27 protein-coding genes are annotated in these 26,542 nt (G+C 65.0%); 23 read left to right on the forward strand and 4 right to left on the reverse strand.

All coding sequences use genetic code 11. From position 1 onward, the window contains the following. The first annotated feature begins 24 nt into the window (after positions 1 to 24). The 8 genes from J2S96_RS18250 to J2S96_RS18285 all read left to right on the forward strand — a co-directional run bounded on the left by J2S96_RS18250 (position 25) and on the right by J2S96_RS18285 (position 7,843). Positions 25 to 978, forward strand: a complete 954-nt coding sequence (locus J2S96_RS18250) for a tetratricopeptide repeat protein (protein ID WP_306866653.1) — start codon at positions 25 to 27, stop codon at positions 976 to 978. Continuing rightward, positions 978 to 2,081: an NADH:flavin oxidoreductase/NADH oxidase gene (locus J2S96_RS18255; protein ID WP_306866655.1), complete on the forward strand. Its 1,104-nt coding sequence runs from the start codon at positions 978 to 980 to the stop codon at positions 2,079 to 2,081. The genes J2S96_RS18250 and J2S96_RS18255 overlap by 1 nt, the downstream gene beginning before the upstream one ends. A gap of 120 nt (positions 2,082 to 2,201) precedes the next feature. Continuing rightward, the gene (locus J2S96_RS18260; protein WP_306866657.1) at positions 2,202 to 2,993 is read left to right on the forward strand and encodes an ABC transporter ATP-binding protein; all 792 of its coding nucleotides are present in this window, start codon (positions 2,202 to 2,204) and stop codon (positions 2,991 to 2,993) included. Next, a complete protein-coding gene (locus tag J2S96_RS18265; protein WP_306866660.1) occupies positions 2,975 to 4,546 on the forward strand; it encodes a transporter in 1,572 nt (523 codons plus the stop codon). The genes J2S96_RS18260 and J2S96_RS18265 overlap by 19 nt, the downstream gene beginning before the upstream one ends. A gap of 94 nt (positions 4,547 to 4,640) precedes the next feature. Continuing rightward, entirely contained in the window at positions 4,641 to 5,423 is a 783-nt protein-coding gene (gene nagB / locus J2S96_RS18270) for a glucosamine-6-phosphate deaminase (RefSeq protein WP_306866663.1), read from the forward strand. A gap of 36 nt (positions 5,424 to 5,459) precedes the next feature. Next, entirely contained in the window at positions 5,460 to 5,789 is a 330-nt protein-coding gene (locus J2S96_RS18275) for a DUF3039 domain-containing protein (RefSeq protein ID WP_306866666.1), read from the forward strand. Between the two features lie 129 nt (positions 5,790 to 5,918). After that, complete coding sequence (locus J2S96_RS18280; RefSeq protein WP_306866669.1) at positions 5,919 to 6,068, forward strand: hypothetical protein; 150 nt, start codon at positions 5,919 to 5,921, stop codon at positions 6,066 to 6,068. Next, positions 6,065 to 7,843: a DEAD/DEAH box helicase gene (locus J2S96_RS18285; RefSeq protein WP_306866672.1), complete on the forward strand. Its 1,779-nt coding sequence runs from the start codon at positions 6,065 to 6,067 to the stop codon at positions 7,841 to 7,843. The genes J2S96_RS18280 and J2S96_RS18285 overlap by 4 nt, the downstream gene beginning before the upstream one ends. 28 nt (positions 7,844 to 7,871) lie before the next feature. On the opposite strand, the gene J2S96_RS18290 is transcribed toward J2S96_RS18285, so the two are convergent. Both J2S96_RS18290 and J2S96_RS18295 read right to left on the reverse strand, forming a co-directional pair. Further along, the gene (locus J2S96_RS18290) at positions 7,872 to 8,498 is read right to left on the reverse strand and encodes an isochorismatase family protein (protein WP_306866674.1); all 627 of its coding nucleotides are present in this window, start codon (positions 8,496 to 8,498) and stop codon (positions 7,872 to 7,874) included. Further along, positions 8,499 to 9,827 carry a nicotinate phosphoribosyltransferase gene (locus tag J2S96_RS18295; protein ID WP_306866677.1) on the reverse strand — a complete coding sequence of 443 codons (1,329 nt, stop codon included), beginning with the start codon at positions 9,825 to 9,827 and terminating at the stop codon, positions 8,499 to 8,501. Between the two features lie 181 nt (positions 9,828 to 10,008). Here J2S96_RS18295 and clpS point away from each other — a divergent pair, with 181 nt between their 5' ends. The 6 genes from clpS (at position 10,009) to rdgB (ending at position 14,452) form a co-directional block, all read left to right on the forward strand. After that, positions 10,009 to 10,419, forward strand: a complete 411-nt coding sequence (gene clpS / locus J2S96_RS18300; RefSeq protein ID WP_306866680.1) for an ATP-dependent Clp protease adapter ClpS — start codon at positions 10,009 to 10,011, stop codon at positions 10,417 to 10,419. Next, entirely contained in the window at positions 10,412 to 10,978 is a 567-nt protein-coding gene (locus tag J2S96_RS18305; protein ID WP_306866683.1) for a DUF2017 domain-containing protein, read from the forward strand. Before clpS ends, J2S96_RS18305 begins: the two co-directional genes overlap by 8 nt. A gap of 104 nt (positions 10,979 to 11,082) precedes the next feature. Continuing rightward, a complete protein-coding gene (gene murI, locus J2S96_RS18310; protein ID WP_306866686.1) occupies positions 11,083 to 12,189 on the forward strand; it encodes a glutamate racemase in 1,107 nt (368 codons plus the stop codon). Further along, a complete protein-coding gene (locus J2S96_RS18315; RefSeq protein WP_306866689.1) occupies positions 12,186 to 12,983 on the forward strand; it encodes an MBL fold metallo-hydrolase in 798 nt (265 codons plus the stop codon). The genes murI and J2S96_RS18315 overlap by 4 nt, the downstream gene beginning before the upstream one ends. Positions 12,984 to 13,055: 72 nt before the next feature. Then, a complete protein-coding gene (rph, locus tag J2S96_RS18320) occupies positions 13,056 to 13,814 on the forward strand; it encodes a ribonuclease PH (RefSeq protein ID WP_306866692.1) in 759 nt (252 codons plus the stop codon). A 2-nt stretch (positions 13,815 to 13,816) separates the two neighbouring features. Next, positions 13,817 to 14,452: an RdgB/HAM1 family non-canonical purine NTP pyrophosphatase gene (gene rdgB / locus J2S96_RS18325; protein ID WP_306866728.1), complete on the forward strand. Its 636-nt coding sequence runs from the start codon at positions 13,817 to 13,819 to the stop codon at positions 14,450 to 14,452. A 122-nt stretch (positions 14,453 to 14,574) separates the two neighbouring features. Here the strand turns inward: rdgB and J2S96_RS18330 are convergent, their stop codons facing one another. Then, positions 14,575 to 15,318: a VTT domain-containing protein gene (locus J2S96_RS18330; protein WP_306866730.1), complete on the reverse strand. Its 744-nt coding sequence runs from the start codon at positions 15,316 to 15,318 to the stop codon at positions 14,575 to 14,577. 230 nt (positions 15,319 to 15,548) lie between these two features. Between J2S96_RS18330 and J2S96_RS18335 the strand changes: the two genes are divergently transcribed. From J2S96_RS18335 to J2S96_RS18345, 3 genes are all read left to right on the forward strand, one after another. Continuing rightward, a complete protein-coding gene (locus tag J2S96_RS18335; protein WP_306866695.1) occupies positions 15,549 to 15,809 on the forward strand; it encodes a DUF4235 domain-containing protein in 261 nt (86 codons plus the stop codon). Positions 15,810 to 15,879: 70 nt separating this feature from the next. Next, entirely contained in the window at positions 15,880 to 16,902 is a 1,023-nt protein-coding gene (locus J2S96_RS18340; RefSeq protein WP_306866698.1) for an exonuclease domain-containing protein, read from the forward strand. A gap of 66 nt (positions 16,903 to 16,968) precedes the next feature. Beyond that, positions 16,969 to 17,517, forward strand: coding sequence for a DUF4395 domain-containing protein (locus J2S96_RS18345; protein ID WP_306866700.1), 549 nt, complete (start codon positions 16,969 to 16,971; stop codon positions 17,515 to 17,517). A gap of 25 nt (positions 17,518 to 17,542) precedes the next feature. Here J2S96_RS18345 and J2S96_RS18350 read toward each other — a convergent pair whose 3' ends face one another. Then, the gene (locus J2S96_RS18350; RefSeq protein WP_306866702.1) at positions 17,543 to 18,628 is read right to left on the reverse strand and encodes an ADP-ribosylglycohydrolase family protein; all 1,086 of its coding nucleotides are present in this window, start codon (positions 18,626 to 18,628) and stop codon (positions 17,543 to 17,545) included. A gap of 77 nt (positions 18,629 to 18,705) precedes the next feature. On the opposite strand from J2S96_RS18350, the gene J2S96_RS18355 reads away from it, so the two are divergent. From J2S96_RS18355 to J2S96_RS18380, 6 genes are all read left to right on the forward strand, one after another. Then, complete coding sequence (locus tag J2S96_RS18355) at positions 18,706 to 19,062, forward strand: YidH family protein (protein WP_306866705.1); 357 nt, start codon at positions 18,706 to 18,708, stop codon at positions 19,060 to 19,062. Further along, positions 19,059 to 19,409 (forward strand): DUF202 domain-containing protein, encoded by a 351-nt coding sequence (locus J2S96_RS18360; protein WP_306866708.1) that lies wholly within the window; start codon positions 19,059 to 19,061, stop codon positions 19,407 to 19,409. The genes J2S96_RS18355 and J2S96_RS18360 overlap by 4 nt, the downstream gene beginning before the upstream one ends. A 140-nt stretch (positions 19,410 to 19,549) precedes the next feature. Then, positions 19,550 to 20,476, forward strand: a complete 927-nt coding sequence (locus J2S96_RS18365; protein ID WP_306866711.1) for an MIP/aquaporin family protein — start codon at positions 19,550 to 19,552, stop codon at positions 20,474 to 20,476. A gap of 89 nt (positions 20,477 to 20,565) precedes the next feature. Then, positions 20,566 to 21,753 (forward strand): exonuclease SbcCD subunit D, encoded by a 1,188-nt coding sequence (locus J2S96_RS18370; RefSeq protein WP_306866714.1) that lies wholly within the window; start codon positions 20,566 to 20,568, stop codon positions 21,751 to 21,753. Continuing rightward, positions 21,750 to 24,770: an AAA family ATPase gene (locus J2S96_RS18375; protein WP_306866715.1), complete on the forward strand. Its 3,021-nt coding sequence runs from the start codon at positions 21,750 to 21,752 to the stop codon at positions 24,768 to 24,770. Before J2S96_RS18370 ends, J2S96_RS18375 begins: the two co-directional genes overlap by 4 nt. 89 nt (positions 24,771 to 24,859) lie before the next feature. Beyond that, positions 24,860 to 26,239: an MFS transporter gene (locus J2S96_RS18380; RefSeq protein ID WP_306866718.1), complete on the forward strand. Its 1,380-nt coding sequence runs from the start codon at positions 24,860 to 24,862 to the stop codon at positions 26,237 to 26,239. Positions 26,240 to 26,542 lie beyond the last annotated feature (303 nt).

The following is a 26,542-nucleotide window of genomic DNA, read 5'->3' on the forward strand; positions in this document are numbered from 1 at the left end:
GGCGCAGCGGCTAGAGTGGAAGGTATGAGTTCGCCAGGATCCCGTCCCGTCTCTCCAGCCGCCGCCAGCCAGCTCAACCTGCGCGGCGCCGTCGACCTCTCTGCCTTGCGGCGGCCCGCGCCGGCCGCACCGGCCGCCTCCGACGGAAGCTCCGGAAGCAGCCAGCCCCTTCGCGTGGATGCAACCGAGGCCAATTTCCAGGACCTTGTGCAGTTGTCCGCGCAGATCCCGGTCCTTTTCCTCTTGTGGTCCAATCGCTCCTTGGAGGCTTCGAGCCTCCTCCACAGCCTTGAGGGCGTCGTTGAAGGCTACGCCGGCAAACTCGTGCTGGCCGCAGCGGACGTCGACGCGTTCCCGCAGCTTGCGCAGGCATTCCAGGTCCAGGCCATTCCCACGGCCGTCGCGGTCTTGAAGGGTCAGCCCGTGCCGCTCTTCGAGGGGCCCGCTTCGGACCAGGAAGTCCGCAGCCTCATCGATGAACTCCTCAAGGTGGCCGAAGCAAACGGCGTCACGGGCAGCGTCGGTGCTGGTGCCGCTGCTGCGGAGGCCCGCCCGCTGCCCCCGCTCCACCAAGCAGCTTTCGATGCCATCGAAGCCGGGGACTACGCCGCTGCTGCCGCCGCCTACCGCCAGGCGCTTGCGGAGAAACCGGCTGATGCCGAGGCGAAGGCCGGGCTCGCCCAAGTGGAACTGATGGGCAGGCTCGAGCAGCTGACCGCTACGGACGCCGAAGCCTTGCGTCAGCGGGCGGCGGAGGAACCGGACAACATCGAAGTACAGCTCAAAGTGGCCGACCTCGACATTTCCGGTGGGCACATCGAAGACGCGTTCAACCGCATCATCGCCTTCATCGGCCGTAATTTCGGACCCGAACGCGAGACCGCCCGGGTGCGGCTGCTGGAGCTGTTCGACGTCGTCGGCATTTCCGACGAGCGCGTGGCCAAGGCCCGGCAAGGTCTGGCCAGGGTCCTCTTCTAATGGCGCAGCCGGCCCTGTTCAGCCCACTTCAATTGCGCTCTTTGACGTTGCCGCATCGTGGCTGGGTTTCACCCATGTGCCAGTACAGCTGCTCGCCCGACGGCGGGGGCGGCTTGCCCAACGATTGGCACCTGGTGCATCTTGGAGCCTTCGCCACGGGCGGCGCGGCCCTCATCCTCACCGAGGCCTCGGCGGTCAGCGCCGAGGGGCGGATCAGCCCGCGGGACGCCGGACTCTACACGGACGAGCAAGCGGCCGCGTGGCAGCGGATTGTGGACTTCGTCCACCGCAACAGCGCCGTGGGCGGCAAGATCGGTGTCCAACTCGGGCACGCCGGTCGCAAGGCTTCCACATATTGGCCGTTCGCCGAAAAGAGCGGATCCGTGCCGGAGTCCGACGGCGGATGGGTGGCACGGGGTCCCGGAGTGGAGGCCTTTGACGGGTTTGCCAGTCCGGTTGCCATGAGCGAGGCGGACATCCAAACCGTGATTTCGGATTTCGCGGCTGCAGCCAAACGCGCCGTGGACGCCGGTTTCGACACGGTGGAAATCCACGGTGCCCACGGCTACCTCCTGCACGAATTCCAGAGCCCCCTGATCAACAAGCGCGACGATGCCTGGGGCGGCAGCGAGGACGGCCGGAACCGCCTGATGCTTACGGTCATCGACGCCGTCCGTGCTGTCATCCCGGATTCGATGCCGTTGCTGCTGCGGATTTCCGCCAGTGATTGGGCCGAAGGCGGCATAGACATTGACGCCTCCGTGCGCCTCTCGCGGGCGGCGGCCGAGCACGGCGTGGACTTGGTGGACGTCTCCAGCGGTGGCGCCGTTGCCCACCAGCGGATCAAGGCCGGTCCTGGATACCAGACGGGATTCTCGGAACAGATCCGGCGCGAAGCAGGCGTTCCCACCGGGGCCGTCGGCTTCCTGACATCCTCAGGGCAGGCCGAACACACGGTGGCAACGGGCCAAGCCGACGGCGTATTCATGGCACGGGCGGCCCTCCGGGATCCACATTGGTGGCTTCGCGCGGCTTTTGAACTCGGATACCCTCTGGACTGGGCGCCTCAGTATCAACGCGCGGTTCCGCGGCACAGCTTCTAGGCGAAGCTCCCAGTCTTTTGGGATGACTAGTCCTTTGGGATGAGGCGGCTGCGGAAAGGGGCTCCGTAGTTCCCCCTCGGGGACGACCCGGGGAGGCGGCGCCGGGGCTAGGCTGGCTCCATGAGTGTCCAGCTTCCCGGTTCCCCCCTCAACTCGCCAGTGCCTGCTTTGGCATTGCGCGGGCTGGCAAAACGCTTCGGCGCCAAGGTCGCCGTCGACGGCATCAGCCTGGATGTGCCGGCCGGCTCCTTCTACGGGGTAGTTGGCCCCAACGGCGCGGGCAAGACGACCACGTTGTCCATGGCCACGGGGCTCCTGCGGCCGGACTTCGGAACGGCCTATATCCACGGTGTGGACGTGTGGGGTGATCCGCTCGAAGCCAAGAAACTGATGGGGATCCTGCCCGACGGTGTCCGCCTTTTCGACCGGTTGACGGGTGAACAGCTCGTCACTTACGCCGGTTTGCTCCGCGGCATGGACAGGAAGGTCGTTGCCCACAGGGTGGGAGAGTTGATGGCCGCGCTGGACCTGAGCGGCGACGCCGGCACCCTCGTGGTGGACTACTCCGCCGGCATGACCAAGAAGATCGCCCTCGCCTCGGCCCTCATCCATGCGCCCAGGCTGTTGGTGCTGGACGAGCCCTTCGAGTCCGTGGACCCGGTGTCGGCAGCAAATATCCGGGGAATTCTTGACAACTATGTGGCCTCGGGTGGGACGGTCATCGTCTCGAGCCACGTCATGGACCTCGTGCAGCGCATGTGCGACCACGTGGCCGTTGTGGCTGCGGGCAGGGTCCTTGCCGCCGGAACCGTTGAAGATGTCCGCGCCGGCGCCTCGCTCGAGGACCGATTCGTGCAGCTCGTGGGCGGCGGAAACCAGTCGGGAGGCCTGGAATGGTTGCGCACCTTCTGAGCCTGAAGTGGCGGCTCCTGCTGAATGGATTCCGACGCAGCCCGGGCCAGCTCGTGGGAATAGCGATCGGTGGACTCTATGCACTGGGAGTCGTCGCTACCTTGGTGGGGACACTCGTCGCGCTGCGGTGGGCCGACCCCGAGACGGCGCACACCGCCGTCGTGCTCGGTGGCGCTGCCGCCATCCTGGCGTGGGCTGTGGTGCCGCTGATGGCCTCGGCCGCCGACATGACGCTTGACCCTTCCCGGTTCACGACGTCGGCAATTCCCATGCGCCAGCTGCTAGCCGGGCTCACCCTGGCCGGATTCATCGGATTGCCGGGGATGTCCACGACGATTGTGGCCTTATTCACTGCGGCCACGTGGTGGCGCAGTGTCCCGGCAGTGCTCGGCGCCCTGCTGGGCGCGGTCCTGGGTGTATTGAGCTGCGTCGTCTTGTCGAAGGTAATAACGACGGCGACGGCCGGCCTCGCGGCCTCGCGCCGTTTCAAGGATGTGAGCAGCATTGTGGTTTTCGTGCCACTCGTGCTGATGGGACCCATTGTGGCCGGTGTCTTCAGGGGAGTGTCCGGTTCCGCCGGCTATCTCCCCGAACTTGCCCGGACGGTCTCCTGGACCCCGCTCGGAGCTTCGTGGTCGCTCGGCGGTGACCTGGCTTCCGGAGATGTCGCTGCTGCCGGACTGAAGGCGTTGATCGCCCTGGCCACTCTGCTCGTGCTGTTTGCCGCGTGGAATGTCCTGCTCAAACGCGCGCTCGTCGCTCCGCCGTACTCCGGTGGATCAGGAAAACGCGGCGGGAAACTTGGCTTGTTCGGCCTGCTGCCGGGAACCCCCACCGGGGCCGTGGCCGCACGGTCCCTCAGCTATTGGATCCGCGATCCGCGCTACGCAGCCTCGCTGATCGTGGTCCCGTTGTTGCCCGTGATTTTCCTGTTCCAGTCCGCGCAGTCCGGAAGCTACTCCCTGTTGGTGATTCTGGGGCCAATGGCTGCCTTCGTCCTCGCATGGTCCATTGCCGCGGATGTTTCCTATGACAACACCGCATTTGCCTTGCATCTTGCCACTGGAGTCCGCGGCAACCATGACCGGCTCGGCCGTGCCTTGGCTTGCCTGGCTTTCGCCCTCCCGGTGGTGTTGATCTTCGCCGTCGGGCCCTTTTTCCTGACGGGAGAATGGGGCTGGTTGCCCGGCGTCCTGGGCCTTTCCCTGGGTGTCTTGTTCAGCGGCCTGGGTTTGGCCTCCATCGTGTCGGCCCGGTATACGTCCAGCGTGCCGTTGCCCGGTGACAGCCCTTTCAAGAAGCCGCCGGGAAACGTTGCCCAGACGCTGGCCGTCCAGTTCGGTGGAATGGCTGTACTGTTCCTCCTGGTCCTTCCCGAACTTGTCCTGGTGCTCGTCCAGTCGGTCACGGGCGATCCGCTGTGGGGATGGATCAACCTTGCTGTCGGTACGGTCCTTGGGGTGGCTTTGTTTGTGGTCGGGGTCCGGATCGGGGGCCGCTGGCTCGACCGGCGCGGGCCGGAACTCTTCGCGCAATTGAGCGTCAATCGGTGAATCCATGAACCACGATGATAAGTTATGGGACATGGGATAACCCCTAGAATTGAATTAGTCGATCCGGGATACACAACGAGAAAGGCCGTGGACGATGGAAGTTGTCATCCTTCCGGGAAGTAAACAGATCGGGGCGCTTGCCGCCGATGCCATCGAGGCGCTGCTCCTGCGAAAGCCGAACGCCGTCCTGGGCCTGGCCACGGGGTCTTCACCGCTTCCCGTCTACGACGAACTGGCGCGCCGCCACGAGGAAAGGGACCTCGACTTCAGCCACGCACACGCCTTCGCCCTTGACGAATACGTCGGGCTCGAGCCCGGCCATCCGGAGTCGTATCGCGAAGTCATTCGGCGTGAATTCACGGACCGGGTCAACATCGACCCCGCCAATGTCCACAGCCCGGACGGTACCGCGGCAGACCTTCCTGCGGCATGCCAAGCGTACGAGGACTCCATGCGGGCACTCGGCGGAGTCGACCTGCAGATCCTTGGGGTGGGCACCGACGGCCACATCGGGTTCAACGAGCCCGGATCCTCGCTGGCTTCACGGACCCGGATCAAGACGCTGATCGAGCAGACCCGCAAGGACAACGCGCGCTTCTTCAAGAGCATTGAGGATGTCCCGCACCATGTGGTGACTCAAGGGCTCGGAACCATCATGGACGCCCGGCATGTCATCCTGATTGCGACGGGGGCGCAGAAAGCCCAGGCAGTCAGGGACTTTGTCGAGGGACCCGTGGCCGCCATCTGCGCGGCATCGGTATTGCAGATGCACCAGCACGCCACCATCCTGATCGATGAGGCCGCGGCGTCTTCGCTCAAACTCGCCGACTACTATCGCCACACCTACGACAACAAGCCGAAATGGCAGAGCATCTGACGCCGTGCATCTGATCGCGGATCTGCAGCGGCTAAGATGGATGGCATGACTACGCTGCCTCCGGACCCATTCGAAAACGATCCCATGCGCGAGCTTTCCGGAGCTGGAACTTCCACTGCAACCATTGAGCGCGAAGAATTGCGCCAGGAAGTGGAACCCGGTGACCGGGAGCGTTTTTCGCACTATGTCCGCAAGGAAAAGATCATGGAGTCCGCCCTGACAGGCGAACCAGTGATTGCGCTGTGCGGCAAAGTGTGGACCCCTGGCCGGGACCCGCAGAAGTTCCCGGTCTGCCCCGAGTGCAAAGAAATCTATGAAGGACTCCGCCCCGGCAACGACGGCGGCGACGAGGGCGGCTCCAAGTAGTGGCTCAGCCCCGGCAGTAAAGAAATCCCTGGTAGTCGGGTATTTCCTGGTAGCACGCGGGGGAGCGTTTCTCCCTGCCTGTTTACTGCCCTGCGTGATTTGGCGCATACGGAACAGATTGGTGTTTTTGTGGTTATTTGGGTCTCGCTGGCTGCAGCGGCCTCGCTTGGAATCGCCGTTGCCTCGCGCAGCGGCCTGTACGGAGCCGCGCCTGATGGCGTGGCCCGCGGCGTGATAGCCGCGAGCCGGGCAGCCGCCAGGCAGGTGGAATCCGCGTGACTGAAACACTCTTCGGCGGCCCTGCACTGCCTCCCGCATATCCGGAACGCGCAGCCTGGGGTACCGCCCCGAAACTGCGCGCCTGGCAGCAGGAAGCACTGGACCTGTACCTGAACACCAGCCCGCGCGATTTTCTCGCTGTGGCAACGCCGGGCGCGGGTAAGACCACCTTCGCCCTGCGGATTGCGTCAATGCTCCTTGACAGCGGGACCGTGAATCGCGTGACGATCGTCGCTCCTACCGACCACCTGAAACGGCAGTGGGCAGACGCCGCGGCCAGGGTGGGCATTGCGATCGATCCGAACTTCAAGAATTCCGACGGCCAGCATGGCAGGGGCTTCGTCGGCGTCGCGGTGACCTATGCGCAGGTGGCCAGCAAGCCCATGCTTCACCGGGCCAAGACCGAGGCCGCCCGCACGTTGGTCATCCTTGACGAAATCCACCACGGCGGCGAGGCGTTGTCCTGGGGGGACGGATTGCGCGAGGCCTTCGATCCCGCGGCAAGGCGCCTGGCCCTCACGGGCACGCCTTTCCGGTCCGACACCTCACCCATCCCGTTCGTCGAATACGCGGAAGACCGTGACGGCATCCGACGCTCGAAGGCGGATTACACCTACGGCTACGGCAATGCCTTGCGGGACCATGTCGTCCGTCCCGTGTTGTTCATGGCGTATTCGGGCCAGATGCGTTGGCGTACCAGCGCGGGAGACGAAATGGCGGCTTCGCTCGGCGAGGCTGCCGTGACCAAGGACATCACCTCCCAGGCATGGCGGACCGCGCTAAACCCGAACGGCGAATGGATTCCCGCCGTTCTTGCTGCCGCCGACAAGCGCCTCAGCGAAGTGCGCCGTACCGTGCCCGACGCCGGTGGCCTGGTGATTGCCACGGACCACGACGACGCCCGCGCCTACGCCGGTCAGCTCAAGAAGATCACGGGCCAGTCGCCCACGGTGATCTTGTCCGACGATTCCAAGGCTTCGCACAAGATCGAGGAGTTCACGGCAAGCGACAAGCGCTGGATGGTGGCCGTCCGCATGGTGTCCGAAGGCGTGGACGTGCCGCGTCTTTCCGTGGGCGTCTATGCGACGTCGACTTCCACACCGCTGTTCTTCGCCCAAGCAGTGGGGCGCTTCGTCCGTGCCCGCAAACGCGGGGAAACGGCGTCGGTCTTCCTGCCCTCCGTGCCGCCCCTCATGGCCTTGGCCAACTCCATGGAAGCCGAGCGGGACCACGCGCTGGACCGGCCCGAGAAGGAAGACGCGGACGGCCTCTTCAACCCCGAAGAGAACCTGATGGCCGAGGCCAACCGGGAAGAGAAGGCTTCGGATTCCTTGGAGAAGGGGAAATTCGAAGCCCTCGATTCCCAGGCGTCATTCGACAGGGTGCTTTTCGACGGCGGTGAATTCGGCACCGGAGCGGATATCGGGTCAGAGGACGAACTCGATTTCCTCGGGATCCCCGGGTTGCTCGACGCCGAGCAGGTGGGAACGTTGCTCCGGCAGCGGCAGCATGACCAGCAGTCGAGGAAGAAGCGCCAATCTCCGTTGGCTGCCGCCGCGTCACCGGCGGTTCCGGACCACCGCATGCTGATGGACCTGCGCAATGAGCTCGCGAAAAACGTCGCCGCGTGGTCGGCCCGCACCGGTACCCCGCACGGCGTCGTTCACAACAAGTTGCGTGAGGTGTGCGGCGGACCGGCCGTCGCGCAGGCAAACGAGGAACAATTGCAGTCGCGGCTGCGCAAGCTCCAGGATTGGTTCATCGGACGGAAGTAGCCCGGCGGGGCTCAGGGGCTCAGGGGCCTCAGGCCTGGGCCAGCTCGACGCCGTTTTCTTCCAGCTCCGCGTAGGTCTCGCCAAGGTCCGCTGCGATTCCGGCGGTGAGTTCACCGATTACTGTCACGGAGTAGCCCGCCTGAACAGCGTCCAGTGCGGTGGCCCGGACGCAATAGTCCGTGGCGATTCCCACGACCACCACTTCTTCCACACCGTGGCTCTGCAACCAGTCATCCAGCCCGAGGGCGTCCTCGTCCAGCTCGACGGAGGGAACGGCACCTGGCGCGAGCTCACCCGTGGGAACCTCGTCTTCGGGTGCCAGGACTCCCTCGAACCCTGAGTAGGCCGCGGTGTATTGTCCCTTGCGGAAGTAGGCCTGGATGTACTCGGCGTCGAGATCCGGGTGGAGTTCGGCGCCCTTGCTCCCGGCGCGGCAATGCGGCGGCCAACTGTCAACGAGGTCCGGCGTTTCCGAAAAATGGCTGCCCGGGTCCACGTGCCAGTCCTGCGTGGCCACGACATGGTCGAAGTGCTGGTGATTCGCGTCAAGGTATTCGCTGATGGCGGCAGCCGTGGCCGCGCCGCCTTCCACTGCGAGGGACCCGCCCTCGCAGAAATCGTTCTGGACATCCACGATAATCAGGGCACGGGACATTCAGTCCTCCTCATAGACGGTGGGGATTGCCGGCTCGCCGCGCTGCAGCCTGCGGACTACCGGGGGAAGTTCGGCCATGGTGGCAGCGTGGCGGTCCTGGGCCCGGATCACGCCCTCGTGTCCCGTCCATCCGGGGAGCAATTCGCCGTTTTTAACGAACTGCTGGAGCAACGGGCGATCGTTGCCGTCGTCTTCCGGCCGGTGGCCGATGCCCACGATCTCCTGGGTTGCTATACCGGATTCGTTGAGTTTGCGGAGGGCATACTTGCGGCCGCCCACGCTGGCTTTGTTCTTGGCTACCTTGGCCACGGGAACGAACTCCCCGGCATCGTTGGTCCGGCTGACCAGTTTGTAGACCATGCTGGCCGTCGGCGCCCCGGATCCTGTGACCAGGGAAGTGCCTACGCCGTACACATCCACCGGGGCCGATTGCAGGGCTGCGATGGCGAATTCGTCAAGGTCCGAGGTGACGACGATCCGTGTGTCGGTGTTGCCGAGGTTGTCCAGCAACTCGCGGACCCACTGGGCCTGGGCCACCAGGTCGCCCGAGTCGAGGCGCACGGCCCCGAGCTTGTCGCCCGCGAGCTCCACTGCGGTGCGGACTCCGACCTCGACGTCGTACGTGTCCACCAAAAGCGTCGTGCCCGGCCCGAAGGCGGCGATCTGCGCTTCGAAGGCTTCGCGCTCGGAATCGTGCAGGAGTGTGAAGGAGTGGGCGGCGGTGCCCACGGTCTTGATGCCGTAGCGGCGGCCGGCCTCAAGGTTGGAGGTACTGCCGAACCCGGCGATGACCGCCGCACGGGCTGCCGCCGTCGCGGACTCCTCCTGGGTGCGCCGGGAGCCCATTTCGATGCACGGCCGGTTACCGGCCGCGCTGGTCATCCGCGAGGCAGCCGAAGCAATCGCGGTGTCATGGTTGAGCACGGACAAGATGTAGGTTTCGAGGATGCACGCTTCCGCGAACGTGGATTCAACAATCAGGATCGGCGAGCCGGGGAAGTAGGCCTCGCCCTCCGGATAGCCCCAGATGTCGCCGGAAAACCTGTAATCCGCGAGGAAGTCCAGTGTCCGCTTGTCAACTACGTTGTGCTGATCGAGGAACGCGAGCTCGGCGTCTCCGAAACGGAAATCCCTGATTCCCTCAAGCAGCCGGCCGGTGCCCGCGACAATGCCGTAGCGGCGGCCGTCCGGGAGGCGGCGGGCGAAGGCCTCGAAGACCGAGCGCCGGTGCGCCGCGCCCGAGTGGAGGGCGGCTTCGAGCATTGTCAGCTCATAGTGGTCGGTGTACAAAGACGTGCGGGGGCGGTCCCAGGCGACGGATCTACTCACGAATTCACTCTAGTCCCCAGCGGCTCCCAGGTCTCGCTTCGCTCGACCCGGGGCCCTCGCCGCTGTGGGCCCACCCAGCGGCTCCCAGGTCTCGCTTCGCTCGACCCGGGGCCCTCGCCGCTGTGGGCCCACCCAGCGGCTCCCAGGTCTCGCTTCGCTCGACCGCCATTAGAATGGACAGATGATCACTACCGTCGGCCCCGGCACAGCCCCCGGCACATATTCAGCCACCAACACAGTGACAGACGCAGGCTTAAAGGGAGAAGAACGGACGGACACCTCGGAGCAGTCGTCCACGGACCTCCTCAGCGCTGCTGACATCCCTTGGAACCTGGTGGTCTGGAACGATCCCGTCAATCTCATGAGCTATGTGAGCTACGTGTTCCAAAGCTACTTCGGCTATTCGGAAGCCAAATCCAACAAACTCATGCTCGAGGTCCACAAGAAAGGGCGCTCGATCGTGGCGTACGGCGGCAAGGAACAAGTAGAGCAGCACGCTGTTGCCATGCACGGCTACGGCTTGTGGGCAACGGTCGAAAAGGCAAACAGCAGCGGCGACGGCCAGGGACGCAAGGGTGGCGCACGTGGCTAAGGCTTTCAAATACGGACTCAAGGGCATCACCGGCTACCTTGAGCCCGCCGAGCGCGAACTCCTGCGCGGCCTCCTGGACGACGTCATTTCAATGCTGGAACCGCAGCTGTCGAGCAACGAAGATCCGCTGACGGCCATGATCGGACTGGACATGAACGTCAAGGAACCGTCCGATCGCGCCCTTTTGCGGCTCTTGCCGAACGTCATGAAGAGCGACGACGCCGCGTCCCTCGAGTTCCGCCAGCTCACCGAACGCTCGCTGCGGGAAGGAAAAATCGGCGCGCTGAGGGCCGCTGCGATGGGCCTGGACCGAAACGAGCTCGTCCTCACGCCGGAGGAGGCGAAGCTCTGGTCCATGGCCCTTAACGATGTTCGTTTGGTGTTGGCGGAGCGCCTCGATATCCGCGACGAAGCCGATGCCGACCATGTCCACGCCATGCAGGACTGGTCCCAGGCCGAAGATGTGGAGAGCTACCTGGCGCTCGTCTACAACTTCACCACCTGGCTCCAGGAGTCCTTGGTCCAGGCCATGATGGCCTCGATGGACCGGAAACCCTGAGTGGAATTGCCGGCGCGCCAGGCGGTCCGTGTGACAAAACAGACACGAGGCCTCCGCCACATGTCATGGCTGCAGCACATGCCTTGGCTTATTGTCTAAGAATCATGAACTTAGCATCGGATGGGGAGCGCGCCGCAGCGGCGCAGGAAACACTGCGCAAGCCTGAAACACTGCGCAAGCCTGAAACACTGCGCAACCAGGAAACCAAGGCTGAAACACTGCGCAAGCCTGCACCCAACCCCTTGCTGGGATCACGCCCCATCGGTGTCTTCGATTCCGGAGTCGGCGGACTCACTGTGGCACGGTCGATCATCGACCAGTTGCCCCATGAATCAATAATCTACGTCGGCGACACCGCCAACGGACCGTATGGGCCGCTCCCCATCGCCGAAGTCCGGGCCAACGCCCTCGGCGTGATGGACGAACTCGTGGACTCCGGAGTGAAACTCCTGACCATCGCCTGCAACTCAGCCTCGGCCGCAGTCCTGCGCGATGCCCGCGAACGCTACACGGCCCGCTATGGGATTCCCGTCATCGAGGTCATCCAGCCCGCGGTCCGCCGCGCGGTATCCGCGACGAGATCCGGACGGATCGGCGTGATCGGCACATCGGCCACGGTGGGTTCCCGCGCCTACGAAGACACCTTCGCTGCCGCCCCGAACCTGACCATCACCTCTGTAGCGTGTCCGGAGTTCGTGAGCTTCGTGGAAGCCGGCATCACCACCGGCCCCGAGCTTCTGGCCGTGGCCCACGAATACCTGGAACCGCTCAGGGACGCCGGCGTGGACACCGTGGTGCTGGGTTGCACCCACTATCCCTTGCTCACGGGCGTGATTTCCTTCGTCATGGGGGAAGACGTCACCTTGGTGTCCAGTGCCGAGGAGACCGCCAAAGACGTGTACCGGGCCTTGGCCACCCACGGGATCCAACGGAGCGACGCCGGCGCGGCCAGGCACGATTTCATGGCGACTGGCGACGCCGTCCAGTTCGAGACCCTGGCGCGCCGTTTCCTCGGCCCGGAGGTCCTGTCAGTCCGCCACGTGGATCATGTGGCTGCCCAGTACCCGACCGGGAGCCTCGCCCGCATCACCCCGGAAATGTTGGAGGCCGCCCGCGCTGGCGGCCATCATGCGAGGACCTCCAATTTCGTTGACCCTGCAGCATTCACCGTGAACGAATTCGGCGCGGCCCGCGGGGGCCGCATCCAGTGAAACTGACCATTGTTGGCTGTACCGGTTCCTTTCCCGGTCCTGGCTCTCCGGCGTCGTGCTATCTGCTGACCGCGCACGACGGCGAACGCCAGTGGAAGATCGTCCTGGACCTCGGCAGCGGCGCCCTCGGGGCTATCCAGCGCTACACGGACCTCGAAGACATCGACGCCATCTTCCTCACCCACTTGCACCCGGACCACTGCATGGACCTCTGCGGACTGCACGTGGCCGTCCGTTGGAAGCCCGGTGGCTGGGGACGGGACAGGATCCCTGTCTGGGGTCCCGCGGCGACAGCCGACCGCATGGCCACCGCTTACGGTTTGGAGCTGGACCCCGGAATGCACGATGAATTCGACTTCAGCAACTGGAGTGAACGCCACTCAGTGCACCTTGGACCGTTCACCGTGACACCGTATGCCGTGAACCACCCGGTGGAAGAGGCCTACGCCTTGCGCGTGGAGGTCACCGAGCCGGACAAAGAAGGCAACGCAGTGAGCAGGATCCTCACGTACTCGGGAGACACCGACTCGTGCCCGGGCCTCGAAGACGCCGCCCGCAACGCGGATCTGTTCCTGTGCGAGGCCGCCTTTGAGGAAGGGCGCGACGACGACATCAAGGATGTGCACCTGACCGGCAAGCGCGCGGGCGAGGCAGCGACAGCCGCCGGTGCCCGGCGGCTCCTGCTGACCCACATCCCGGTCTGGACATCGCAGACCAAAGTCATGGCAGAGGCGAGGCCCGTGTTCGCCGGCGACGTCGCCGTTGCGGTTGCCGGAGTCCACTACACCGTCTGAACCCGGAGTCCGGCTTGCCCGGAGTCCGGGCCTGCAGTCCAGCGGAGGCTGTGGGATCGCTAAGCTTGCAGTATGACTTCCGAAGCCACATCTGTCCCCGTCATCCGTGCCGACGGCCGTACGCCCGATCAACTCCGTCCCATCAGCATCACCCGCGGCTGGTCCAAGCAGGCCGAAGGTTCGGCCCTGATCGAATTCGGCAACACCCGGGTGCTGTGCACGGCTTCCCTGACCGAGGGCGTTCCGCGCTGGCTCAAAGGCGAAGGCCGTGGTTGGGTCACGGCCGAATACGCCATGCTTCCGCGCGCCACGAACACCCGTTCGGACCGTGAGTCCGTCAAAGGCAGGATCGGCGGACGCACCCACGAAATTTCGCGCTTGATCGGGCGCTCGCTGCGCTCGATCATCGACACCAAGGCCCTCGGCGAGAACACGATCGTGCTGGACTGCGACGTCTTGCAGGCCGACGGCGGTACCCGCACCGCCGCGATCACCGGCGCCTACGTGGCACTCGCCGAAGCGATCCGCTTCGCCCGCGAGAACAAGATGATCGCCAAGAACGCAGAGCCGCTCGTCGACACCATCGCCGCCGTCTCCGTCGGAATCATCGACGGTATCCCGATGCTGGACCTGCCCTACGTCGAGGACGTGCGCGCCGAAACCGACATGAACGTGGTGGTCACGGGCTCCGGCAAGTTCGTGGAAGTCCAGGGCACTGCGGAAGGGGCTCCCTTCGACCGCGATGAGCTCAATGCCTTGCTGGACCTTGCCCTCATCGGCACCGGGGAGCTGGCAGCAATCCAGCGCGAGACCTTGGCCGAGGCCCCGTGAGCATGGCAGCTACGCCGCGGCTTGTCCTGGCCACCCACAACAAGGGCAAACTGCGTGAACTCAGGGAACTCCTCAGGGGGCAGGTTCCGGGACTCGACGTCGATACCCAAGTGATTGACGCGTCCGCGGCCGGAGCTCCGGATGTTGCCGAGACCGGCGTGACATTTGCCGAGAACTCGCTGCTCAAGGCGCGGGCAGTGGCTGAAGCCACGGGCATAGTGGCGATCGCCGATGACTCGGGCCTGGCCGTGGACGTGTTGGGCGGAGCCCCGGGCATCTTCTCGGCCCGCTGGTCCGGCCGCCACGGCGACGATGCCGCCAACCTGCAGCTCTTGCTCGCACAACTCTCGGACGTCCCGGACGCACACCGCGGAGCGGCGTTTGTCTGCGCCGCGGCGCTCGCTGTACCGGACGCCGTCGACGGCGGGACGCGCGAAGTGGTCGAATACGGCCAGCTGGAGGGCACTCTCCTGCGCGAGCCGCGCGGTGCGGGTGGGTTCGGTTACGACCCCGTGCTCCAGCCCCTGGGGCTGGACCGCAGTTGCGCGGAGCTGAGTTCCGAGGAGAAGAATGCCATCAGCCACCGCGGCAAGGCATTCAGGGCGCTGCTCCCGGCCATTGTGGACGCCCTGCGCTGACACTTCCGGATAGGCACTAAAGGCAGGGGCACCCCGCAAGCGATTGCGGGGTGCCCCTGCTCTTTTGGTCAGCTCTTTTGGTCAGCTCTTGCGGTCAGCTAAGTCCGTTGAGCCCGCTGTCCTCAGCCTTCGCCGTCGACGAACTCTTCCGCGGGCCTGGCTCCATGGTCCGTGGACTTGCGCTTGGCCACGAGGCCGCGGATGACTTCCACGGCCACGGGTACCACCGAGATCAGGACGATGACCACGAAGATGATGTCGAGGTTGTCCCGGACCCACGGAACCTTATCGCCGAGCAGGTAGCCGAGCAGTGTGACCCCGCCGCCCCAGAGCGTGGCTCCGATGACGTTGAAAATGAAGAACTTGCGCTTATCCATCTGCGCGACTCCGACGATCACCGGGACGAACGTGCGGATGATGGGAACGAAACGGGCGAGGATCAGGGCCTTGCCGCCGTGCTTTTCGAAGAAAGCGTGTGCGCTCTCGACGTTCTCCCGCTTGAACAGCTTGGAGTCAGGCTTGTTGAAGATGGCAGGTCCGGCTTTGGAACCGATGAGGTAGCCGCTCTGGTTGCCGATGATCGCAGACACGACGATGAGGGCTGCGAGTGCCCAGATATTGAACTTGATGGTGTCCGTGGCGACGAGGAGCCCTGCAGTGAAGAGCATGGAGTCGCCGGGCAGGAAGAAGCCCACCAGCAGTCCCGTCTCGGCGAACACAATACCGCACACGAGCAGGACTACCCATGGTGCCAATGCGGGGTCGGCCAGGAAGATTTGGGGGTTCAACCAGTCGGGGAGGAGCGCGGACATATGCGGCTGCACCTGCCCTGCACCTCCCAAAGTGGAAACAGCAAAGTCGTTCATCGCAGAAAGGATCACCCTTCAAGGGTACGGGACAACCGCCGTCCGGCCCTTGGGCGGCTGCCCCGGCTGCGTCCGCGTCGGGGCGAAAATCACAGTCCGCCCGTGCGAAAGACCCGGAACACCAGCGGATAGTAAGTATGCTCATTATTCAGAGCGTGGATCTGCTGAGGGTGAGAGGGTTCCTGCGGGATCAATGAGTCCCAAACCGTCACCGCAAAGAGAGGAATGAAATGAACGTCCTGATCAAACTACTTGGCCTGGTCGTGGGCATGGGCGCCGGTATTGCGGCGAACAAGGCGCTGGAGGCGATTTGGAGCAAGTCCACCGGGAAACCCGCTCCGAAGGATGCGACCAACCTGGAAGACTCCTTGCCCGGCGTGGTGATGTTTGCCTTCGCCGGCGGTGCCGCAGGGGCAGTCATCCACGTACTGACCCAGAGGGCAACCAAGAGAGCGATGACCAAGCTGCAGAAGACCGCCGACGAAGTCTGATCGCTTGCTGATGACCCGGGGGCAATCCCCGGTGCGGCATGCGTATCCCATCCACCTGTAACCTTGTCCAGTGGCATTGGACTTTACGGCGATCGACTTTGAAACTGCGAATGGCTTCAGGGGTTCGCCGTGCTCGGTCGGCTTGAGCAAAGTCCGTGGCGGCGTCATTGTGGAGGAAGCCTCCTGGCTCATGCGGCCGCCGGAAAACCATGACCACTTCGAGTACCACAACACCCGGATCCACGGCATCCGGGCCGAAGACGTCGCCGGGGCGCCGCGCTTTGGCGAGCTCTTCCCTGAAATCGGGGCTTTCATCGGCGGGGACATCCTGGCCGCGCACAATGCCGCGTTCGATCTCGGCGTCATCCGTTCCGGGCTCGAGGTTTCCGGGTTGCCTGGCCCGTCATACGAGTACGTCTGCACGGTGATGTTGTCCCGGCGCTGCTACTCCTTGGTGTCCAATTCGTTGCCCTACGCCGCGGAGGAGGCCGGCGTCCCGCTCGTGAACCATCACGATGCAGCGGAGGACGCCCGGGCCTGCGCCGGAATCCTGGTGGACATCGCACGCCGGAACAACGCCAACAGTATCGCTGAGCTCTACTTGTCCCTCGGCGTGGCCATACCCAGACAGCCGGCCTTCCGGCCCGGAGACGGCCTGTCCAAGCAGACCGTCGCTGCGCTCGCGGCCATCGGCGGGGGCCGCGAAGCGGTCGCTGGCCGACCCGGCGTCGGGACCGGGGTCAGCCTTGGACGGGCCTGGGGCAATTGGCCGGAAGAAGGCGCCAACCCGGTGCCCAACCCCGCAGCGGAGCCGGGCCACCCCCTGTTCGGGCAGACCGTCGTCTTCACCGGTGAGCTGGCCATGGCCCGGCCCGAAGCGAAACAGCGGGCAGCGGAGATGGGAGCACGTCCGGAGAGCCGCGTGACCGGTAGGACAACGGTCTTGGTTGTGGGGGACGGCTTTGTGGCCGGCGATCTCCGCAACGGCCGCCTCACGGGCAAAGCCAAGCGGGTCCTGGAACTGCACAGCCGCGGCCAGCAGATCGAAGTTCTGTCCGAAGGGGAGTTCCTTCAGATGGTCGGCGGACGCTAGCCCCGCCAAAATTAACACGGAGCAACAAAGCTTTCCCTTGCGTTGCGGCGCTCCTAGCCTTGAGCCATGACACAGGGAAAACAGCTTGACACCGCGCTGCCCGCCGCAGCCACGCCGGCTTCGCCAGCCAATCGCTGGCGTGCCGTCTTCGCTTTCCCCAATCCGGTCAATGAGTACGCCGCGCGGATCACAGCCGGGCTGGTGGTTCTTGCGGCAGTGGCCACCCTCGTGAGCGGCCTCGGCTGGGGACTTGTGCTGATCGCGGCCGGTTTCTGGCTGCGGGTATTGTTCGGGCCGCGGATCTCGCCGTTTGCAGTGCTGTCGGTCAAGGTCCTGGCTCCCCGGGTGGGCCGCGCCAGACTTGTTCCGGGGCCGCCCAAGCGCTTCGCACAGGGAATCGGCGCCGTGCTCAGCACAGCGGCCGTGGTCCTGTTCTTCTCCGGTTTAGCCTTGGGCGCCTGGATCCTGCTCGCCCTGTTGATTGTGGCCGCGTCTTTGGAATCGTTTGCCGGCTTCTGCCTGGGCTGCACCATATTCGGTTTCCTGCAAAAGCACGGCCTCATCCCCGAGGACGTGTGCGAAGCATGCAACAACATCGCGCTTCGTCGGCCTTGAACCGATTGCCTTGAGCCGATTGCCTTCAGCCGACCGTGACGGCGATGAGGCGCTGCGCCATCCCACGGATGACGTCAGGAGCCTCAAGGGCCTCAAGCCACTCCGCGGGCAGACCCTCCTCGCCATGGAGCACCCCGAGGATATTGCCCGCGATCGACGCGGTGGAGTCACTGTCACCGCTGTGGTTTAGCGCCACGGCTATGGCCTGGCGGAAATGGTCGGCCGGATCGCGCAGTGTCTCCGCTCCCGCGGTGGTTGCCAGTACCGCATAGAGCCCGACGGCGAGTGCCTCCTCCGCGACCCAGCCTTCGCCCAGTTGCGCGGTGAGTTCATCCGGGCTGAGCAATGTGCCGCCCGAAGACAGTTCCAGCGCCCGGCGGAGACGGTCGAGGAGTTCTGGAGCAGGATCCGGCAATGCTGACACAACGCTCAAAGCGTGCTCCGCAGCGGTACGCACATCCGAGCCCAAGGTGAGCCTGTGCACCAGCACGCTGAAGGCACCCGCACTTTGCCGCGCCGAAGGGTGTCCGTGGGTCAAGGCTGCGGCATCCGTGCTCAGCTTGTAGACCGTGGTTTCGGAAATATGGGGAACCAGGCCGAACGGGGCGGACCGCATGACCGTCCCGCAGCCTTTGGCCTCCGGATTGACAGGGCGCAACGTGGTCCCCATCTGCCCCGTCGCGAGCCCGCTCAGGCATGCCTTGCCTGGATTCCTGCGGTGCTTGAGGACCTCCTGGCTGTCGATCCAACGGGGTGGGGGAGCGGGGGCCGACGACGGCAACGCCACGCCCTGGGTAGCGAGCCATCGCAGGTAAGCCAGCCAGAGACATGCGGTTTCGTCCGCCGCTACGCCGTCGTTGGCCCACTCGAGTGCTTCCACGAGGCCGTCGACCGTGTAAAGCGTCATCTGGGTATCGTCCGAAAAGTGGCTGCCGCCGTCGAGTTGGCCGAAAGAGCTCAGGCCCGCTTCGCCGAAGCGGGAACGGATGGTGGCGATGTCGTCGGACTCGACGGCGTAGCCGAGCGAATCGCCCAAGGCGCCGCCCAGCAGGCAGCCGCGAACCCGGGACTCGAAGGACGGCACGGCGGAGGGGGACGGATCAGCACTCATAGTGGTAATTTACCGTGGCTGCCTCGCCGGTCCTGACATGCCCGCTGATACGGTGGCTCGTGAACCAGGAGGCAGTGATGCGTGAACCCGCGTGGCGGAAAACCGGAAAGACCCCGGACTATAGATTCTCCCTCGCGAACGAGCGGACTTTCCTTGCGTGGATCCGTACGTCGTTGGCGCTGCTCGCTGGTGCCGTTGCCATCGATCAGTTGGCACCCAACATCGCTCCGCAGCCCGTGCGTATTGTCCTGTGCGTCATGCTTTCCATCATCGGTGCGGGCCTCGCAACGCTTGCCTACCGCCGCTGGGCACAGATGGAGGCCGCCATGCGCAACGACCAGGCTCTCCCGTTCTCGCGGGTCATGCTGCTCATGACCATCGTGGTTGCCGTGGCAGCCTTCACTTTTGCCGTGCTGATCCTGGTGGCGCGTTGACGGTTGAGTCCAGGGATCCGGGGCTCCAGCCGGAGCGCACCGTCCTCGCATGGCGCCGTACCCTGATTTCGCTCCTGGTGGTGGATCTCTTCATCTGGCGCAGGTGGTTGTCGGCGAAGTCCGGTGCGGGGCAACTGTCCACCCTGATACCGGGACTCGACTACCAAGGAATCTGCGCCTTGACGGCCGCGGCAGCGACGATTGTCCTGGGCTCGGTTTTCTGGGTCAGGTCCCATCAGTTGCACCATGGCCCGGAAGAAGCGTCCGCTACCTTGGTGCTCGCGAGCGCCCTGTCCATCATCGCGCTCGCCTGCGCTGCGGTCGCCGCAATCGTGTTGGGCGGCTAGGCTCGGACTCAGGAAGTGTCCAGACTCGGCTGACAGGATGCTGCGGGGTAAGAGCGCGCAGACCGCCGGATCGCGTTGCCTGCCTTAAGCGTTCTTCGCCGCAACAGCCATCGAATATCGAACTAAGGAATCTTTTCAACATGACCACAACTGTGTCCGTTCCCTCCTCCCGCGGCCCCCGGCTCCTTGCCCGCGCGTCCGCTGAAGCTGTGGGGACGCTGTTCCTTGTGGTCATTGGCTTGGGCGTGCTGGTCTTCATCAATCCGCAAGCCGTCCCGATGCCCGGGTCGCTGGCCAGCGGCCTGGCCGTTACTGCTGCGATGCTTGCTTTCGGTTACGTGTCGGGAGGGCACTTCAACCCGGCTATCACGGTCGGGCACTTGGTTGCCGGCCGGATGAAGCTCGTGGACGGGGCCGCATACCTCGGGGCCCAGATTGTGGGCGGCCTGTTGGGCGCTTTGGCGCTCTTCGCCGTCGTAAAGACTGTGCCAAATATCCCGGATAGTCGCGCCGTCTTTGAAACCTCGACGTCGGGCTTCGGTGCGCATTCCCCCTTCCAGGTTCCCGTGACCGGTGTGATGCTCATAGAGGTCCTCGGCGCCGCGCTCCTGGTGGGGGTCTTCCTCGGGGTAACCGCCCGGCGCAATCCCAGCAAACCCGCCGCACCGTTCGCCGTCGGCCTGACCGTCGCAGTCCTGCTCCAGCTTGGCCAATCCACCGGCAATCTTGCCTTCAACCCGGCCCGTGCCACTGCGTCCGCCGTCTTCAGCTCCAGCTGGGCGGTGGAGCAGCTTTGGCTCTTCTGGGCAGCACCGCTGGTGGGGGCGGCCATCGCAGGCCTCATCTTCCGAGGGTTCGGCGGGTCCGCTCCGGCAGCTGTGGCTGAGGTCGAAGAACCGTTGCCGGCCGACGGCTGGGACGAAGAGTCCGACGACGACGCTGACGCGGCTGTTCCAGAGAGCGAGGCCGAGGTTTCCACCCCGGCTCCCGCGCCAGCTGCGGCGGCCACCGAAGAGAAGTCCGACGCCGACCAGGCCCGTGATTTCTTCGACGGCAAGCGGGGCTGACGCAGGAATTGGGCTGCCCGGAGGCCTTGATACGGCCGGCGCCGCCGCGCCGCGCCAATAATGTCCGTGCCTCCAGTTAGCTTGAAAACATGAGGCTTTTGCACACTTCGGATTGGCATCTGGGACGATCCTTCCATGGCGTCGGTATGCTCGACGCCCAGCGCAACTTCATCGAGCAGTTGCTGGCGGTCATCCGGGAGCAGTCGGTGGACGTCGTCCTGATAGCGGGGGACGTCTACGATCGTGCGCTTCCCGGACTGGACGTCGTGAAGCTACTCGACGAGGCCCTCGTGCGGATCACGGACGCAGGTGCCAAAGTGGTGCTGACAAGCGGGAACCACGATTCCGCAATCCGCCTCGGTTTTGCCTCACGCCTGCTGGAGCGAGGGGGAGTCCATTTGCGGACCCGCTTGGAGGACCTCGATTCTCCCGTCCTGTTCCCACTGGACGGCAACGGCCCGGCAGCTCGGGCGGGAGTGCCGGTGCTTGCCGTCTACGGAATTCCGTACCTTGAACCGAGGCTTGTCGCCGAACGGCTCGGAACCGAAACTGCGAGCCATTTTGACGTCACACAGGCCGCAGTGCAGCTCATCCGTGAGGACGTTGCCCGCAGAAGCGAGACAGGACCGGTGCACTCCGTCGTGCTGGCACACACGTTCGCGAGTGGCGGCATCACCTCGGACAGCGAACGGGATCTGAGTATCGGCGGTTTGGGGGCAGTGCCCCTGGACCTCTTTGATGGTTTTGGCTACACGGCCCTTGGCCATCTGCACGGGCGCCAGGAACTTTCGGGGAACGTCCGGTATTCGGGTTCGCCGCTGGCGTACTCGTTTTCCGAGGCCAAGCACCGAAAGGGTGCATGGCTGATTGATGTCGGCTTTGATGGTGTTGAGCGCGTCGAGGAAATCTCCTGGAAAGCACCGCGTGAGCTGGCGATTCTCCGGGGGAAGCTCGCTGAGCTTTTGGAATCGGAGGAATATTCGTGGGCCGAGACTGCGTATTGCCAGATCACCCTCACTGACGCCGTGCGGCCGGCGCAGGCCATGGAACAGCTGCGTGTCCGTTTCCCGGACACGCTGGTGCTTGGCTTTGACCCTGAAGTCGCCGCGGGAAAGGTCACGGCCAGCTACAGCAGCAGGGTTGCAGAAGCCGAGGACGATCTTGGTGTTTGCTGCGGCTTCCTCGACCATGTGCGCGGGAGGCCTGCCGACCACACCGAACTTTCCGCCCTTCGTGAAGCCTTGGAAGCGGTCCGGTTGGAAGGAGCGGAACTGTGAGGATCCACCGCCTTGAAATTGAGGCTTTCGGGCCGTTCGCGGGGCTCCAATCGATTGATTTCGACCAGCTGGGGGCCCAAGGGCTGTTCCTCTTGAACGGTGCCACCGGCGCGGGAAAGACAAGTGTGCTCGACGCTATCTGCTTTGCGTTGTACGGCTCGGTGCCGGGTGCCCGCCAGGATGGCAAACGCTTGCGCAGCGACCACGCGGAGCCGGCTGCGGAGCCCCGGGTGGTCTGCGAATTCTCGGCGCGCGGCAGGCGCTTCGAGATCACTCGATCCCCGGCGTGGGACAGGCCAAGCGCCCGTGGACGCAAGGGCTTCACCACCCAGCAGGCAAAAACGCTCCTGCGCGAACGGGTCAATGGCTCGTGGGAGGAAAAGACCTCCCGCAACGACGAAGCCGGCCTGGAAATCGGTGACGTCCTGGGTATGGACCGGGAACAGTTCACCCGTGTGGTCATGCTCCCGCAGGGAGACTTCGCGGCCTTCCTGCGTTCCAAGGCTTCCGACCGGCTGGATCTTCTGCAGAAGCTCTTCGGAACCCAGCGTTTTGAAGCGATCGAGCAGCAGCTGGTACTCCAAGCAAACGCCGCGCGCGCAAAAGTGGAGGACAACCGGAACGAACTTCAGGTGCTCGTGCAACGGGCAGAGTCGGAGTACGCGCAATTGGGCATCGAAGAGCCCATTGACCCGGATCTTGGTGGCACCGGATCAGGTGAGTCCAGGCCTGAACTCCGTCTGGAAACCCTTGAGGCCCGGGCGCGGGTGGAATCCCTTGAACGGGAGCAAGCTGCCGGCGCTGCAGATGCTGACCGGCTTCAGCTGGCAGACAAGCTCAACTCGGCCAGGGAACGGGTTCAACGGCACGCGAAACTTGACGCCGCCACGCGACGGCGCGAAGCACTCTCCGCACGTGCGGCGGAAATGCAGGAACTCCGTGAGCGACTTGGACGCCACCGGAAAGCCGCTGTCCTCGGCGGACAGCTCGACGCCGCAGACCGCGCCGGCAAGGCCCTCGACCTGGCGGCCTCGAAGGCGGAGTCGGCCACGGCGAAGCTTCTTGCCGCCTCTCTGGACGCAAGTGACCCGGGGTCTTCCCTGGCCAGAGTTCAGGAAACGATCGCTGTTCTGGAGGCCAGGGCCGGGGACGAAGACAAGCTCGAGGACATCACTGCCAGGCTTGATGCCCTCAAGCTGGCAGCGGGGCAGAGGGAGGCGTCCCAAGCCGCACGATCTGCTGCTTTGGCCGGCCTTCGCGCCGAGGCAGTCGCATTGGAAAGCGAGCTTGTCCCGCTCGAAGCGGCCGCTTTGGAGCTGCCGCTCCGCGAAAATGAAGCTGCGGCAGCACAGAACACCGTCAAAACCGTGGCGCGTTACAGCACCGCCCGTGATTCCCTGTCCGCGGCATTGAAGCGCCACGCGTTTGCCCGCGCCCTTTCCCAGGACCTCCGGCAACTCTGGCTGGACCTGCGTGAGTCCCGGCTGGCCAATGCCGCGGCCGAACTCGCCGCAAAGCTGCAGGATGGCGAAGCCTGCCCTGTCTGCGGAAGCGCCGAGCACCCGGCTCCGGCGCCAGCCGGGCTGACCGCACTGGCCCTTGCCGAGGAAGAGCAAGCGGCGCACGAACGCTATGACGAAAGCGAGCATGAACTTCTTCAGGCGGCGGCGGAACTCGCGTCCGCCGAGCAGGAAGTCGCCGTGCTCGCCGCCCAAGGCGGAGACATCGAGCCGAAGGAGGCCGCTTCGGTGGAGGCCTTGGCCAAAGACGCCTTGGCCTCGGCACGGTCCGCCGTCGAGGGGCTCGAACGAGGCAAGACGGACCTCGCACTGACGATGGAGCGCATTGCCCGGCTGGAGCAAGAACAACTCCAGGAGGACACTGCCGCCGCGCAGGCGGGATCCACCATGGTCCTCCTGGGCGAACAGCGTGAATCCCTTGAGACCTTGCTTCGCGGGCTCCGTGATGGCTTCAATACGCTGCGCGGCCGGGCTGAGGCCCTGCGCTTGCAACGCGAGCTACTGCAGTCGGCTGTGGACGCAGGCGTGCAGCTCGAACGTGCCCGGGAGGCTTTGGACGATGCCACCTCCGCCTTGGACCGGGCCCTTAAGGCGAACGGATTCGGGACCGCCGAGGCCGCCCGGCTCGAAATCCTCGACGATCGGAACGCCGCCGTCCTCGAGGACACCATCAGGGCCGCCGAAACCGAAAGCGCCCGACTCGCGGAACTCTTCGAGTCCGAGGATCTTGTGCTCGCCGCCAAGGAAGCCCGGATCGGGGAGGCGCCCCTGACCGCCGTCGAGCTCGCCGCCCTCGAACAGGAAGCCGGAGAAACGGAAGAAACGGCCCGCCGCCTGGCTCTTGCTGCCGGACTCGCTGCCCGGACGGTGACGAGCCTGGCCGCGATCCGCGCGCAGTACGACGATGCTGCCGCCTCCGGGCGCGGCCCACGCGAACGCGCCCGGGTACTCCACGAGCTCGCCGAAACCGCCAGGGGGGCTGGCGACAACGGCTACAAGATGAGCCTCAACAGCTATGTTCTGGCAGCTCGCCTTGAACAGGTGGCGGCCGCGGCGTCGGAGCGGCTTATCGCCATGAGCGATGGCAGGTACACCCTGCAGCACACGGACGCCAAGGCAGCCCGGGGCGCTAAATCCGGCCTGGGCCTGGAGGTCGTGGATGAGTGGACGGGCCAGCGCCGGGACACCGCCACCCTGTCCGGAGGGGAGTCCTTCATGGCGTCGCTCGCGTTGGCGCTGGGGCTCGCGGATGTGGTCCAGCAGGAAGCCGGCGGCGTGGAGATTGAAACCTTGTTCGTCGATGAGGGCTTCGGGAGCCTCGACGAGCAGTCCCTCGAGCAGGTCATGGATGCGCTGGAGGGCCTGCGCGACGGCGGCAGGGTGGTGGGGCTGGTCAGCCACGTCGCCGAGATGAAGCAGAGAATCAGCAGCCAGTTGCAAGTGATCAAAAACCGGAACGGCTCCACAGTGCGGATCGTCGACGCCGCGGCCGCCTAAGGCAATCCATCCGGTAGACTTGGAGGGTTACACCGGGTCGCGCGCATCGGGAGGAGGGACGATGCGCACCATTCAGCGAACCCGGAATCATGAACTCCTCCCCACGGAACTCCGCGGCGAACACCGCACTCCAGCCCGTCGCCCCATCTCCTTCGGCCCCTCCGCAGGCCGCGCCCCGCCGCTCGCGCCTGCCTGGCCGCTTCGCCCGCCTGCCCGAGCTCGCCGGCCGCAGCTTCCTGCCGCTGGGACTCTTTGCGAGGCTGCCCCTCGCCATGCTGACCGTCGGCACCCTCACCCTTGTCACGGCAGTCAGCCATTCTTACGCTATCGGCGGCCTGGCCGCGGGTGCCGTCGGAATCGGATCGGCCCTGGGGGCGCCGGTGCTCGGCTCGCTCGCTGATCGCTCGGGACAGTGTCCTGTCCTGTTGGTTGCCGCGGCCGTCAACGCCGTGATGGTCATCGCATTGCTTTTTGCCGCGTACCTGACCCCCGATTTCAACACCCCTACGGACACGGCCGCCGTTTTGCTGTCGGCCTTCCTGTCCGGAGCGAGTTGCCCGCAGGTGGGGCCCATGGCCCGCGTCCGGTGGATGGCCCTGACTACTGCGAATGCCGCCGGTCCGGGAAGCGTGGCGTCCAGCCGCGCAGACCTCGACACCGCCTTGTCCTATGAGGGAACCGCGGACGAAGTCACTTTCGTCCTCGGTCCGGCACTGGTCGGAATCCTGGCGAGCCTCGTCGCCCCTTGGCTTCCGCTCGCATTGGCGGCCGTCCTTACGGCCACTCTCGTGCCGGCTTTCGCCATCCATCCCTCGCACTTGGCTGTGGTGCCGGCAAAGCGCAAGGCGCGCACCGGCGTCGGGAGCGTTCATGGTGGGCAGACGTCGGGTGTCCGCTCCGGGGGCTGGCTGAAGGTCGCCGTTCCGGTGCTGGCCATGGTCTGCATGGGAACGTTCTTTGGTGCAACCCAGAATGCGTTGAGCGCTTTCTCCGCCCAGTTCGCGACGGCGGAAATCGCCGGGCTGATGTATTCGGTCGTGGGCTTGAGCTCCGCGGTCGCTGCACTGTCTGTTGCCTACTGGCCGCAACGCTTCGGTCTGGCCATCCGTTGGGCGCTCGCCGCGGCTGCGATGACGGCGTTCTCCCTTCTGTTGTTCCTTCCGACCGGGATATGGCCGATGGTGATCGTTCTCCTGGTGCTCGGAATTCCTGTGGGGCCCGTTATGGTGACGGTCTTCAGTATCGGGGGAGTCGTGGCACCGGCAGGCCGCATGGCCACGGTCATGACCGCTTTGGCGAGCGGCATCGTGGCAGGTACGGCCGTAGGCGCCTACCTTGCCGGCCAGTTGGCACAGACGCAGGGACCTGGCGCCGCCTTTGCGGTGTCCACGGCAGCCTCGGGCGCGCTCCTGGTGCTCGGCATCGTTGCAGGACTCGTCCTCCGGCGCAGGCCAAACCCCGAACAATAGCGACGCCCGGTCACTTGTGGCCCGGTTTTGGGAAACGCCCGGTCACTTGTGGCCCGGTTTTGGGGAACCCCGGGCACTTATCGCCCGCTTTTGGGGAACGCCCGGGCACTTATCGCCCGCTTTTGGGGAGCGCCCGGGCACTTATCGCCCCTTTGGGGAACCCTCTCTCAGATCATCTGCAAAGGGTTCCCGGTTGGCCCCCGTATGTGGGAGTGTCGGAATAACGGTGGATCCGGGGTTGGCCTGACACGCCGGGGCTTTGCCTGGCGGGAAGGACTGATCATGAGCGACACCATGGATTCC

The sequence above is a fragment of the Arthrobacter bambusae genome (assembly GCF_030812595.1).
In the GTDB taxonomy this organism is placed as follows: Bacteria; Actinomycetota; Actinomycetes; order Actinomycetales; family Micrococcaceae; genus Arthrobacter; species Arthrobacter bambusae_B.